The 14,309-nt window shown below is 43.4% G+C and carries 11 protein-coding genes; all 11 read left to right on the forward strand.

Features of this window, described 5'->3' with window-relative positions; translation table 11 throughout:
- The first annotated feature begins 86 nt into the window (after nt 1-86).
- The 11 genes from IGI66_RS00235 to IGI66_RS00285 all read left to right on the forward strand — a co-directional run bounded on the left by IGI66_RS00235 (nt 87) and on the right by IGI66_RS00285 (nt 14,309).
- A complete protein-coding gene (locus IGI66_RS00235; protein ID WP_438846948.1) occupies nt 87-2,051 on the forward strand; it encodes a MucBP domain-containing protein in 1,965 nt (654 codons plus the stop codon).
- A 196-nt stretch (nt 2,052-2,247) separates the two neighbouring features.
- Nucleotides 2,248-3,708 (forward strand): aldehyde dehydrogenase family protein, encoded by a 1,461-nt coding sequence (locus IGI66_RS00240; RefSeq protein ID WP_438846949.1) that lies wholly within the window; start codon nt 2,248-2,250, stop codon nt 3,706-3,708.
- 372 nt (nt 3,709-4,080) lie between these two features.
- The gene (locus tag IGI66_RS00245; RefSeq protein WP_086305970.1) at nt 4,081-6,156 is read left to right on the forward strand and encodes a BglG family transcription antiterminator; all 2,076 of its coding nucleotides are present in this window, start codon (nt 4,081-4,083) and stop codon (nt 6,154-6,156) included.
- Nucleotides 6,156-6,629 (forward strand): PTS sugar transporter subunit IIA, encoded by a 474-nt coding sequence (locus IGI66_RS00250; RefSeq protein WP_010782204.1) that lies wholly within the window; start codon nt 6,156-6,158, stop codon nt 6,627-6,629. The genes IGI66_RS00245 and IGI66_RS00250 overlap by 1 nt, the downstream gene beginning before the upstream one ends.
- A gap of 109 nt (nt 6,630-6,738) precedes the next feature.
- Nucleotides 6,739-7,029 (forward strand): PTS sugar transporter subunit IIB, encoded by a 291-nt coding sequence (locus tag IGI66_RS00255; protein ID WP_086306022.1) that lies wholly within the window; start codon nt 6,739-6,741, stop codon nt 7,027-7,029.
- A gap of 186 nt (nt 7,030-7,215) precedes the next feature.
- Complete coding sequence (locus IGI66_RS00260) at nt 7,216-8,484, forward strand: PTS galactitol transporter subunit IIC (RefSeq protein WP_010782202.1); 1,269 nt, start codon at nt 7,216-7,218, stop codon at nt 8,482-8,484.
- 13 nt (nt 8,485-8,497) lie between these two features.
- On the forward strand, nt 8,498-9,556 hold the full coding sequence (locus IGI66_RS00265; RefSeq protein WP_438846953.1) for a zinc-binding dehydrogenase: 1,059 nt from the start codon (nt 8,498-8,500) through the stop codon (nt 9,554-9,556).
- A 146-nt stretch (nt 9,557-9,702) separates the two neighbouring features.
- Nucleotides 9,703-11,793 carry a PTS sugar transporter subunit IIA gene (locus IGI66_RS00270; RefSeq protein WP_438846955.1) on the forward strand — a complete coding sequence of 697 codons (2,091 nt, stop codon included), beginning with the start codon at nt 9,703-9,705 and terminating at the stop codon, nt 11,791-11,793.
- A gap of 226 nt (nt 11,794-12,019) precedes the next feature.
- The gene (locus tag IGI66_RS00275) at nt 12,020-12,478 is read left to right on the forward strand and encodes a PTS sugar transporter subunit IIA (RefSeq protein WP_086305967.1); all 459 of its coding nucleotides are present in this window, start codon (nt 12,020-12,022) and stop codon (nt 12,476-12,478) included.
- A 22-nt stretch (nt 12,479-12,500) separates the two neighbouring features.
- Nucleotides 12,501-12,803, forward strand: a complete 303-nt coding sequence (locus tag IGI66_RS00280) for a hypothetical protein (protein ID WP_010782198.1) — start codon at nt 12,501-12,503, stop codon at nt 12,801-12,803.
- 84 nt (nt 12,804-12,887) lie between these two features.
- Nucleotides 12,888-14,309, forward strand: a complete 1,422-nt coding sequence (locus tag IGI66_RS00285) for a PTS galactitol transporter subunit IIC (RefSeq protein ID WP_010782197.1) — start codon at nt 12,888-12,890, stop codon at nt 14,307-14,309.

Consider the following 14,309-nt stretch of genomic DNA (forward strand, 5'->3'; position numbering starts at 1 on the left):
TCACTGTATAATTAAGAAAATATTTCACCGAATCACTGTTTCTGATGGGGAGCGTTAAAGGGGAAAAGATGGAAAGAGGGATAAACATGAAGAAGAGTGTCAAACTAATTATAATCGTACTGCTTTTACAAGGTGTGTATCCGATACAAACTGTATGGGGAGCTGCAACAGATGAATCAACGACTCCGACGGTCGGAGCCTCTGTTGAAAGTGATCCTTCTTTATCAGAGAGGGATGCACCGAGTAACAGAGCGGAACCTATAGATTCTTGGATGCCGGATAAAAATCTCCAAAATTACATTGCTCAAGCATTGAATTTAAGTGATCCGAATCAGATAACCAAAGACCTTCTTGCTTCCTCAGAAATTGATTTCGAAGCCAGTTCCACCGCAAATCCGTATTACTCGATAAGAAATTTTGAAGGCCTGCAATATTCTTCTGATGTTCAAATAAGTGGCTACACGTCGCTTTTATTTGCCGATAACAACTATCTATCGAATTCTGCGTTGGTAAGTAAGACCTCACTCGTAGTAGATGGTGATCTTACAACCCTTTTTCCTAATGGATTAGATGCGGCATTCACCTCACAATTCAAAAGTATTTCAATCGATCCACATAATGTATACAATCGGAACCTTACAATTAATTTGAATGAAACTAATTATAAGAATTTTTTTATCAGCTATGAAGACTTAGGATTGACGGATTTTAGATCTGGGATCGATTACAGCAACTTATATATTAGTATGCCGACAGACACGTTGAGCTATACAGGGATTCCTGCGATGGACGGAATAACTTTTACTCTGACGAATACCAATGTTGATTACGACAACTTGGCAGGACAGCATTTCGAGAACACAAGTGAAGCTACACATTTTCCAGATGGACCATACATTCAAACAAATTTATCCAGCGGTTCTGTTTCAGGAATCATTAATCACATACTGACAGTCAATTTCAAACCTTATGGTGTTGCCGGCGGGGACGTTACTGTAAAGTATCAGGATACAGAAGGAAATCAGATTGTACCCGATGAAACGAAGTCTGGGGACATCGGAGAAGCATACACAACGGAACAAAAAGTGATCGAAGGGTACACATTCAAAGAAGTTCAAGGAAGTCCGAATGGCGTATTCAGCGACCAGCCGCAAACAGTCACCTATGTTTATTCTAAGAACCCCGTGAAGGGTGCCGATGTGAAAGTAAACTATGTCGATACGGCGGGGACTCAAATTGCGGGTGTTTCGAATGAAACATTATCTGGGAATATCGGGGAAACATATACGACGGAACAAAAGGCGATCGAAGGGTACACGTTTAAAGAGGTTCAAGGAAATGCAAAGGGTGTCTTCACGTCAGAACCGCAAACAGTGACATATATCTATACGAAAAATCCAGTCATCCCGGTGGCCGGGGGTGACGTCACGGTGAAGTATCAAGATAAAGAGGGAACTAAGCTTGCACCCGACGCAACGAAGTCTGGGAATGTCGGAGAAACGTATACGACGGAACAACAAGCGATCGACGGGTACACATTCAAAGAAATTCAAGGGAATGCAAAGGGTTCTTTCACGTCAGAACCGCAAACAGTCACGTACATTTATACGAAAAATACACCGACACCTGTAAAACCGGATCAAGCTCAGAAGGTCACTGTGAACTACGTGGATGACTCTGGAAAAGCAGTGGCTGACGCCATTCTATTGTCAGGAAAAATCAATGAGGCCTACACGTCAGAAGCTAAAAAAATTGAGGGGTATACGTTGTTAAAAACACCTGAAAATGAAAAAGGGTTCTTCACGGATAAAGAACAAACCGTCACTTATGTGTACAAAAAGAATTCTGCAGCACCAACGAATAACCATGGAAACAGTCAGCAAAAGACGACAACCTTTTATACAGGGGTGTCTAGAGGCGGAGAGACCTACACGGGAAAGTCGTACCCAAAAACGGGTAATCAAGCGAATGTAAGCTATGTACTGATTGGGGCAGTGATGACCGTCTCTGTGTGTATATATGGCTACTTGAGAAAAAAGCGCGTAAATTAAAGAACGTATTGGCAAGAGGCTAGTCTCTGGATTTTTTAGAAAATCTCGAGCAGCTTCTCGCAACGATTTTGTTGGAAAATAGACGTAAAAGAAGTATGCAGCATATTTTTTAGCTGCATACTTTTTTTGAGCCGGATTTTTGCTTTTTAATGAAACCGTATTCTATGATGGAAGGATAATAGGAGAGGTGGAGACTATGGAAAAACAGTTCGACAAACAATTTATTGGCGGAAAATGGAAACAAGGTAAAGATTCAACGCATGTCAATGAGGATAAGAATCCTTATACGCAAGAAACGATCCTGAAGATCCAAGGTGCGAATACAGAGGATGTCGATGAGGCCTATCAAGCCGCTCAACAGGCACAGAAGGAATGGATGAAGCAAACACCGCAGGAACGCAGTGCGGTCATCGAAAAGGCAGCCACATTAATGGAAAAAAAGCAGGCGGAGATCGTCGAGTGGCTGATCAAAGAAGGCGGTGCGACACAAATCAAAGCCGGTCTGGAAGCCAGTCTCGCAAAAGGGATCACAGAAGAAGCGGCCAGTTTTCCGATGCGTCTAGAGGGCAAGCTTTTGCCTACGAATACCCCCGGGGAAGAAAGCTTCGTGACCCATCGCCCAATTGGGGTGATCGGGATCATCAGCCCATGGAATTTTCCGTTCCATTTGACGATGCGTTCCTTGGCGCCGGCGCTTGCAGCGGGAAATGGCGTCGTGATCAAACCCGCGAGCGATAGTCCAGTGACCGGCGGACTTTTGCCAGCGGCCATCTTTGAAGCGGCCGGTGTTCCTGAAGGCTTAGTCAATGTGACTGTCGGAAGCGGCAGCGAGATCGGCGATTACTTTGTCGGACACCCGATCCCAAGCTTCATTTCCTTTACAGGCTCTACGGCTGTCGGAAAAAACATTGCCAGTCATGCGATGAGTGGGGAGAAGATCAAGCAAGTTGCTTTAGAACTTGGCGGAAATTCCCCGTTTATCGTCTTAGAGGACGCGGACATCGAAGAAGCGGCACAAGCACTTGTCGTCAGCAAATTTATGCACTCAGGACAGATCTGTATGGCTGCTAATCGTGCCATTGTTGTTGAATCTGTCTTTGATGAATTTGTTGCTAAGGTCGTCGAACGCGTGAAGGGATTGGCTGTAGGTGATCCTGCGAAAGAGGGAACGGTCATTGGTCCGATCATCAATCAAAAGCAGACAGATCAGATCCAAGAAATCATTCAACGAGCAAAAGACGCAGACGCGACGTTCTTAGTAGAAGGAGCAGTCCATGGTCAAGTGGTGGACCCAGTGGTATTGGTCTCAGATGATCCATCATTAGACATTTTCCATGAAGAGATTTTTGGCCCGGTTCTTCCGATCTTAAAGGTGAAGGATACGGAAGCTGCGATCCAGGCAGCCAATGATACTGAATACGGGCTGTCGAGTGCGCTGTTTACGAAGGACCTGGACAAAGGACGTGCGTTGGCGAACGAGATCGAATCTGGCATGTGCCATATCAATGGCCTGACCGTGGATGATCAGCCGAACGCACCGTTTGGCGGCGAGAAGAATTCTGGGATCGGCCGCTTTAACGGCGAGTGGGTGCTAGAAGAATTTACTCGGACACAATGGGTAACGACCAAATCAGGAAAAGGACAGTACCCATTCTAAAAAAGGAACGTCAAAAACTAGCAGTGAGACGTGCGCTTTGCGCGCAGATCACTGCTAGTTTTTTGTATTTAAGGGAGAAAGCAGAAAAAACCGCCAAGTCTAACTTACATAAAGAACAGACAAATAATGAGACTCTTGCTAAAATAGGGAAAGAACAAGAGCACCAAGTTGCATAATATGCAGCAAAAAACAGGAACGCAACGATTCGTTAGAGCTATCAATTCGGAGTTTCTGGTTTTTGTGCATTTTTTTTTGTGAAAAAAAGTTTTTGTAAGTACCAAGTTGCATAAAAAACACTGAACTATTTGGGAACAAAGATGATGGAAATGTAAGCGTTTTTCAATTAAATTGAAGATGTAAAGAGGGATGACGATGAATTTAGAAGAACGAACCAATCAAATTTTTGTTGAGTTAGTCAACAACCCGCAGATCACTAGTAAAGCATTATGTGAAAAATTTGATTTGACGCGAGGGCAATTGAATTACGCGTTAAAGAAAATCAATGATTCTTTAGTAGATGAAAAGCTGAGTGAGATCAAACGAACAAAGAACGGTCACTTTCTGATCACAAATGATATTCTTTCAACCTATAAAGGAGGCGATGAGCAGCTGGGAGAACCCGCAGAGAGTTACGTGTTTTCCAGCAAAGAACGAGCATCTATTATTGAATTGATGTTATTGAGTAAGGAAGATTACTTATCACTGAATCATTTTATTGATGAATTGAAGGTCAGCCGCAACACCGTTTTGCGGGATCTGAAGGAAGTGGATCAGGAGCTTCAGAAGAATGAATTGGCTCTGAAGTACACACGGCAGAAAGGCTACTTTATCCAAGGCGATGAATGGAACAAGCGAAACATCCTTTCAAACCTGTTGAATAACTTGGCGGTGATGTACAACGGTGTCAACTTTATCATCCAGTTCGCGAATATCGACCCGCAGCAAATCGACATTTTTCGGAAACGGGTAGAACTGGTAGAGGAAGAACTGGAGGTCCAATTTACAGATGAGCGGTTAAAAACATTGCCGCTGCTGATCATTTTAATGATTCGACGGGCGCAGAAGGGCAAATTGATTTCCTACAGCTTCAAGGTGAACTACCGGGAGCTGGCAGACACGAAGGAGTATCTAGCTGCTGACCGGGTCATCTGGGATGTCGATGGTCTAAGTGAGAACGAGCGGGTATATGTCACGATGCTGCTGCTGACCACGAATCTTTCCCGCGGCGACATTCTGTCGGTGAAAGAGATCAACAAGATGAAGGATGCGTTGGAAAAAGTCATCGCGAATTTTGAACGGATCGCCAGTGTCAGCCTGGAAGAGAAGGAAAAGCTATTGGAACGACTCCTCGTCCACATGCGGCCAGCGTATTATCGAATCAAGTACCATTTGAACCTGCAGACGCGCTTTTATCAGGAAAACAAGGACGCCAATCTTTTCTCACTGTTCTATCTAGTCAAAGAAGCTAGCGGTCCTTTAGAAACATACTTTGGACAATCGGTCCCAGACGCAGAATTGTTTTTCATTTCGTTATTTATTGGCAGTCACATCGTGGAAAGCTCGGAGATCGTCCATCCGGAAAATCGAAAGCGTGCGATCATCGTTTGTCCGAATGGCATCTCTATCGCCGTGCTGCTAGAGAACACGTTGAAAAATTTATTGCCAGAAATTGATTTCGTCACATCCATGTCGGCGCGGGAATTTTACCGCACGGAGTATGATGTGGATTTCATTTTCTCAGCCGTTCCATTAAAGACAGAAAAGAAAGTATTTGTCGTAAACAACTTCTTGTCTGACCAGGAAAAGCGGCAATTAAGAGAGCGGGTCTTGCGGTCCACAGCGATCATCCAAACGGAGATCGTCACACCAGAAAAAATATTGACGGTCGTCAAAAAGCACGCGAATGTGACAGACGAAGCGAGCCTTTATGAAGAATTGCTCAGTCTGTTTGCGCCAAAAGAATCCAAGATTTTAGAAAAGAAACGACCGCATCTGATCGACCTGTTAAAGGGAGAAACGATCCAGATTTTTGAAGAAGCAATTAGCTGGTCTGAAGTTTTGGAGGCCTTGGCACGGCCGCTGGAACAGCAGCAGGTCATTACGAAGGCATACGTCAAGGCGCTGAAAAAAGAAATGCCGATCTTGCCAGCTTATACGGTGCTGCGTCATAAGATCGCGTTGCCGCATACGGTCACAGAAGCAGGAGCGATCGGTGTAGGAATCAGCTTAGGATTAGTAAAAAAAGGCGTTTTAACAGAAGATGGTCGGAAAATCCATACAGTGATCTTACTGGGTTCCAATGATAAAGAAGAACATTTGGATTTGATTTTTGAAATGATGAGTTTGGCAGGCGCAGAGGAATTAGCACAGTTAGAAAAAGCAACCACGAAGGAAGAGATTCGGGAGGCGTTGATTCGTTTCAACGATGAGTATTGGAGGGCAAATTAATGGCAGAAACGACACTAAGTTCCTATGTAAAAGAACCTTTGGTTTTCGCACAAGAAAATTTTTCGTCCCAAGCAGAATTATTTGATCAGGTGGCGCAAAAAGCGTTAGATCTTGGCTGGGTACGGGAGGACTTCTTAGAGCGAATCAAAAAGAGAGAAGAGACGTTCCCGACAGGTATCCAATTGATGAATTTCGGAGCGGCGATCCCTCACACAGACGCCGAGTGTGTCTTGGAAGAATTCGTAGCAGTGATCACGCTGCAAGACCCCGTAGTTTTTTACAGCATGGAGGACAACAACTTTCAGATCAAGGCGCAAGTCGTCTTTGTTCTAGGACTCAATCAACCCCATGCACAGCTGGAAATGCTGCAATCACTGATGGGACTCTTACAAAACGAAACCGTCTTATCAGAACTATTGTTAGCAACCTCAGAAGAGGAATTGATCCAAACAATCAAGAAGAATCATTTATAAGAATGTCGTCAGACAGAAAATGAGTTTTTAAATGGTATACGGCTTGAAAATAGGACTCATTTTTCTCAAGAAAAATGAATTCAATAGGATGAAAAAGGAGAAATCAATCATGAAAAAAATTCGCGTATTAGTCGCTTGCGGTGCAGGAATCGCAACATCAACGGTAGTTATGAAAAAAGTAGAGGATTTATTCGCTAGAAATAATATGCCTGTAGAGATCATGCAAATCAAAATCTCTGAAGCGGCATCAAAACAGGACGAAGCGGATATGCTGATCTCAACGACGATGCTTCCAACGGAATACAAGATTCCAGCGATCAAAGCAATGGCCTTTTTGACAGGCATCGGAGCAGATAAGGTAGAAAATCAAATCATTGAAGCTGCAAAAAATATTCAATAAGCAGCTACTTGGCGAGTTCCACTAGGGGTAGTCGCGCTAGTGGATTCGCCTACATGAGACAGACCGACGACCTAGGTTTAAGTTTTCATTGAAAAAGTAACGGGATGATAGATGTGATGAGGATCAGGCGTGTTTTTTCGGTGAAAAAATTAAATACATTTAAAACGAATTAGGAGGAATAAGTGAATGGATGGCTTAATGGATGTGGTACAGAGTATTTTAGGTGCTGGCCCGAGTGTCATGCTCCCTATCATCATTTTCATTGTCGGAATTATTTTTAGAGTTCCAGTGAAGAAAGCAATTATTTCAGGAATTACAGTTGGTATCGGGATGATCGGGATCAACTTGGTCATCACAGTATTGACAACAAACGTTGGTCCAGCAGCACAAGCGATGGTAGAGCGGTTCGGTTTGAACTTGACGATCATCGACGCAGGCTGGCCAGCAGTCTCAGCCGGGACATGGGCGCAACCAATCGCGGCTGTGATGATTCCAGTAATTTTGATCGTAAATTTAATTATGCTGGCATTAAATCGGACCAAGACACTGAATATTGACATCTGGAACTACTGGCATGTTAGTTCTGTGGCAGCAACTGGTTATATTGTAACAAAAAGTTTTTTCTTTGGCATCCTGTGTGGGATTTTGTTTACGATTATTATCCAAATCATCGCAGACAAAACAGCACCAAAAGTTCAAGAATATTATGGCTTAGAAGGGATCAGTATCACTACTGGTTCCGCTCAAGGGTACGCGATCTTAGCGTTGCCAGTTGGTTGGCTCGTGGATAAGATCCCAGGAATCAATAAATTAGATGTAAAACCGGAAACGATCCAAAAACGTTTTGGTATTTTTGGGGAACCAATGATCATGGGGATCATCATCGGGATGTTCCTTGGGTTGTTAGGGGGCTATGACTTCATCGGCATTCTGCAAATCGGAATGAACATGGGTGGTGTGATGTTCTTAATGCCGCGGATGGTAAAAATCTTGATGGAAGGGTTGATCCCGATTCAAGAAGGCGCGCAAAAATTATTGCAAAGCCGTTATGGCGATCGCGAGATCTATCTAGGGATGGATGCGGCGTTAGCGACAGGCTCGCCTGCAGCCCTATCGACCGGTCTTTTGATGGTACCGATCACTTTGTTCTTAGCGGTTATTTTACCAGGAAACCGCGTGTTGCCATTTGGAGATTTAGCAACGATCCCATTTTTCGCAGCACTGGTTGTTCCAAGTCGTAAGGGGAACATTTTACACTCTGTGATTTCATTGACGGTAGTCATGGCCGCAGCGTTATTGATGGCGACAAACTTTGCCCCAGTCATTACGGAAATGGCTCAAGGGATCGTGAAATTCCCAGAAGGCGCGGCAGAAATCACCAACTTGGATACAGGTGGGAACTTCCTGAAATGGATCTTCTTAAAACTTTCCGAATTTGTTGCACAAGTAATGTAGGAGGCAGATAGAAATGACGAAAATGATGAAGGGCGTCTCAAAACAAGCACCCGGTTATGACCAAATGGCATTTATCGACTTGCCAGTACCTGAAGCCACAGAGGACAAGGTACTCATTAAAGTCGCGTACACAGGAATTTGCGGGTCGGATATCCATACGTTTAAAGGGGAATACAAAAACCCCACCACGCCCGTTGTATTAGGGCATGAATTTTCTGGAGAGGTCGTTGCAGTCGGCGAGCAGGTGACCAAAATCAATGTTGGCGATCGTGTTACCAGTGAAACGACGTTTTATGTCTGCAACGAATGCGACTACTGTAAAGAAAAACAATACAATCTTTGTCCCCACCGCAAAGGCATCGGCACCCAGCAAAACGGCTCGATGGCGAATTATGTTTTGGCTCGGGAAGAAAGCATCCATGTTTTACCGGATCATTTGAGCTACGAAGGTGCAGCGATGAGTGAACCGTTGGCGTGCTGTGTACATGCGATGTACCAAAAGAGCCAGCTAGAATTGAAGGACACGATCATTATTATGGGGCCTGGCCCCATCGGCCTGTTCCTATTGCAAATCGCCAAAGAAATTGGCGCATTCGTCATCATGACGGGGATCACCAAAGATGCGCATCGCCTAGAATTGGCGAAAAAATTGGGCGCGGATGTGATCGTGGATACGATGACTGAAGATTTGGCTAAGGTTGTTACTGACCTAACGAATGGCTATGGTGTCGACAAAGTTTATGACGCCTCTGGAGCGGTGCCGGCAGTCAATGCCAGCTTGCCGTTGATTCGCAAACAAGGACAATTCATCCAAGTGGGCTTGTTCGCCAATAAAATGGTGGAGCTGGACACCGAATCGATCATTCAGCGAGAGATCGAATACATCGGCAGCCGTTCGCAAAATCCGTACGATTGGCCGATCGCAATCCATCTGCTTGCCAAAGGCGCCATCAACATCGACGAGATGATCACGAAGAAATTCCCACTGACCGAATGGCGCGAAGCCTTCGACAAGGTCATGGAGGGCAACGAGATCAAAGTAATGATCGAGTCCAATCCGGGAGAATTTTAATACGCATTATCAAGCTGCACCACGTGAGTGGGTGCAGTTTTTTTTGCTTCGGATATCGTTATTTTAAAACCAAGAAAAAAGAAACCGTTTACTATTTTTTCTGTTCAGGCTAGACTAGAGGATACATTGATGGAGGAGGAAAATAGATGGATCTTGATAATCGAAGCGTTCAAATTCTGCAATCAGTCGCCTCTAGAGTGAACATTTCTTCAAAGGAAATCATGGAGAAATACGATCTTACCCGCAACCAATTAGATTATGCCTTAAAAAAAATAAATGACTATTTGCAGGAAAATAACTATCGTAAAATCATTCGCTCTCGGAATGGGAGTTTTGTGATTGACACGAAAGTGATTGATGCTTTCTCTGGAATTATGAACAGCGAAAGCCAATTACAGGCAGATGAACACAGCTTCTTGGATGAACATCACCGGATGTTGGTTATTTTATTGTTGATTTTTTCTGCCGATTACCTTTCTTTGTATCACTTCTCAGAAAGTCTGGAGGTAAGTAAAAACACGATCGTTTCAGATATCAAGAAGCTTAAGAAGCAATTGAAACGACACCATGTGTCCATTGATTATTCCAGAAAAGGCGGGTATTACTTTCGAGGGGATGAAGAGGCTATCCGTGGGCTGATCCTTGTTGTGACGGATCAGGTGATGGAATCTATCTACAACCGTCTTATTTTTGATACCTATTTGCATATCCAAGCAGCGGAGATCAACGAAAAGAGAAAAATGTTGCGTTCCGTTGAAGAAGAACTGCAAGTTCAATACACAGACAATCGAATCCAAACAGCGCCTTATTTCTTAGTTTTATTAGAACGGCGCGTTGAAAATCAGCACATTATCGAGCAGCGTTTTGGGTTGTTGGCTAAAGAGATCATGGATACCAATGAGTATGCGGCCATCGTCAAGGTATTGACAGTACAAGGTTCGCTTCCGAAATCGTATACGGAGCATCTTTACTTATGTTTGTATATTCTTTCTTTAAAAATCACGGACCTCAGCAGTATTTTTTCTCTTAACAAAGACGACTTGCGGACACACATCGAGCAGTTCATTGATCGGCTTGAAAAAAATACGATCATTCAGCTGAATGACAAGGCGCAACTGATTGAGAACCTAGCGTTGCATTTGACACCGGCATATTACCGCATTCGCTACGGGCTCACGTCGGAGTACACCCTTACAGACATTGTCAAAAATCAGTTGGACCCTTTATTTTTTATCGTAAAGTCCTCAATCGCCCCTTTAGAAGATTTTTTTGAAGAGCGGATACCCAATGAGGAAATCTATCTGATCACGATGTTCATTGGTGCTTATATGCAAAAAGAAAAGCCCATCAACCTAGAGCATACGATCGTCAAAGCCGCGGTCGTATGTCCCAACGGCATTATCAGCTCAAAGCTATTAGAGCGGACACTGGATAACTGGTTCCCTATGATCCACTTTGTCAGTTCCTTTTCAATCCGTGAATTTTATGAAAAAGAAGCCCACCTCGATGTCCAATTGATTTTTTCGACGAACCCATTGGCAACGGCGCTGCCAGTGATCGTTGTAGGCAATGATCTGTCAGCAATGAATAAGACATTGATCGTCAACGAGGTCATTCGATTGATCTATAAAATCGATAGTTACAAGCTGCAGCCCGAGCACATTTTATCGATCGTCAAAAAACATATCGCGATGAATCAAGAAACGGAAGGGAAAATTCGCAAAGAATTGATGATCTCGTACAATTCGATTTTTCAAATTCAAGATCAGGACATTTTGACTAACGAAGCGAAGCTGAATTTAAGCGATTTGATCACGGAAGAGAGCATTATCTTTTTACCGAACACGTGTCATTGGCCGACGATTTTACAGAAGGCAACGCAAAATTTGATTGATCGCGGGATCGTTGAGCCCCGTTACTTAACGCATCTTGAAGAACAGTTTCCAGAAGTCACACCGAACATCGTGTTGGGAAATCAAATAGTGATTCCTCATACGGTTCCTGAAAACGGCGCTCGAGAATTGGGAATGTGTTTGGCGAAGGTATCTCAGGGATTTACTAGCCAAGGGCAGGTGTACCGTTACGTAGTCGTTATTTCTGCAATTGATAAGAAGATGCATATCCAGCCTATGATGCAATTACTGAAAATTGCCAGTGATCCTAAGGTAATCCAACGTTTAGACCAGGCGACAGACAAACAAGCTCTCCTATCAATCATTCGAGAATATAAAAAATGAGCGTCACTTTCCCACTCGTCTATGAGCGGGATTTTTTGTGCACTTATGATATAGAAGGACAATCAAGGAAGAACAAAGGCTTGTGAAATCAATGTTTTCAGCAAGTCATACAAATATTCAGGAACAGGTTCAGTAAAAAATGAGTTCAAAAGAAATTTTAAAGAAAGCGTTTCCGTGGTATCTTTTCTTTAAGCAAGAAGCAAAAAAACAGAGTAGGAGGGATCGAGTGATCAAACGAGAGTTGCTTTTTAGCAAAATGAAACCGCAGGATTATGAAGAGATGATTGCATTTTTGGGGAAAAAAATGGAGGAGCAGGGGTATGTCAAACCCAGCTACACCTCAGCCGTCTTGGAAAGGGAAAAAGGATTTCCAACAGGGCTGCAAATGGGGGATTATGGCATTGCGATTCCACATACGGACCGCGAGCATGTGTATCAGTCAGCGTTAGCGATCGCGACTTTGGCCTCACCGATCGAAGTCCGTTCAATGATCAATCCAGAAGACAAGGTCCAAGTATCATTGGTGATCTTAATGGCGGTAGAAGACCCAGATGGTCAAGTTAAAATGTTGAGTAAATTGATGGGGCTCTTTCAAGACGTCGAGACATTGAAGCGGTTAGAGCAAGCATCCTCTGTCGAAGAAATGTATACCATCGTGGCAAAAATGGCGTTAGAAAACGTCTAAAAAAAACTAAGGAGGAACAATAATGAAAAGATACAATGTATTATCTGTTTGCGGATCAGGAACAGTGACATCGTCAATGGTGGCAGAAAAATTAAGAGAAACACTAGAAGAAAAGGGCTATATCGTCGATACGACAGAAGCGAATCCGAACGAGGCGCTGTCTTTAGCAAAAACAGGAAAGTTTGATTTTATTACGTATACCAGCCCTTTGCCGGATGGCGACTATGGAATTCCAGTAGTCAATGCGATCGGCTTTTTAACAGGCTTCGGCGAAGAAGAATTTTTAGAAGAAGTAGACGGTGTGTTACTAACATTAGACAAATAATCAGTCGAAAAGGTTGTTTTGGTTTCTTGCGAACAAAAAGCAATGGATAAAATAAAAACATAAATATGAAAAAGGAGTAATGAGATGTTAGATACGTTAAAGAGCGTTTTTGATACGTTTGGATCGGCTGTTTTTGTTCCTGTGATGATTTTTGCGGTTGCCAAAGTATTGAAGGTAAAGACTCAAAAAGCATTTTTATCTGGATTGTATGCAGGTGTAGGATTGATGGGCTTTACATTGATTTTGAACTCATACACCCCCATTATCTCTAAAGTCGTTCAACAGATGGTGGATCAAACGGGAATCAATCTTCCTGCTTTCGACGTGGGTTGGCAAGCAACGGCACTAGTGGCCTACTCGACAGAAGCGGGCATGATCTATCTAGTGATCGCATTAGTTTTGCAGACGGTGCTGTTCCTAGTCAAATGGACCAACGTCTTCCAGCCTTCAGATCTGTGGAACAATTATTCTTATATGGTTTGGGGTTCGATGGTCTATCTAGCAACAAAAAATATGATCTTAGCAGTTGTTTTAATGTGCTTGCTGAATATGTACAGCTTATTGTTATCAGAAATGTTGGCTAGAAGATGGTCCAGCTATTATCATTATCCGAATTGTACGATCATCGCGATGCACAACATTGAGCCGGGGATCTTCGCGCTGTTAATGGACCCGATTTGGAATATGATTGGTCTGCACAAAGTTCGTTTGAATCCTCAAGGACTACAAAAGAAATTAGGATTCTTAGGTGAACCAATCTCATTGGGCTTGTTCTTGGGACTGTTTTTAGGAATCTTGGGAAATATCAGTAATTTGGCAGAATTGTCTGCATGGGGTCAAATCACAGAAGTCGCGATCGCAACGAGTGCGGTAATGGCGATCTTCCCGAAAGTAGCAGGTATTTTCTCTCAAGCGTTCAACCCGATCTCGCAAGCGGCTAGTAAAAATGTTCGCGGCAATAACGAAGGACGCGAATGGTACCTTGGCGTCAATGATGCAACAGGGTATGGGGAGCCTGCGACATTGATCTCTGGAATCCTGTTGATCCCGATCATGGTCTTTATCGCAATGATCCTGCCAGGTAACCAAACCTTACCAGTCGTTGACTTGTTGGCGATTCCGTATATGGTGCAGGCATTGGTATGTTTATCTAACGGAAATATTGCCAAAACACTGATCAATGGTGTGATTTGGTTCAGCTTAGGCTTATACATGTGTTCTTATACAGCACCGATGTTTACAGAAATTGCGCAGACCGTTGGCGTTACGTTGCCAGCAGGGGCCTTGATGGTTACAAGCTTCAATATTTTGGGAAAACCGATTTTTGGACTGATTTTCTTAGCCTTTTTAAGTCAAAATCCATTGTTGATTGGCTTGACGATCGTCGCCTACTTTGTCGTTTACTTCTTGTTCCGCAAAAACAAAGAAGCCTTTTACGGGTATGTTGAACGGGCTGCGGCGAAAAATAACGGTGAGGTTCCAGAGGCCAAAACAAAGGTCGCTTAA

The organism is Enterococcus sp. AZ048, assembly GCF_051715125.1.
GTDB lineage: Bacteria > Bacillota > Bacilli > Lactobacillales > Enterococcaceae > Enterococcus_A > Enterococcus_A gilvus.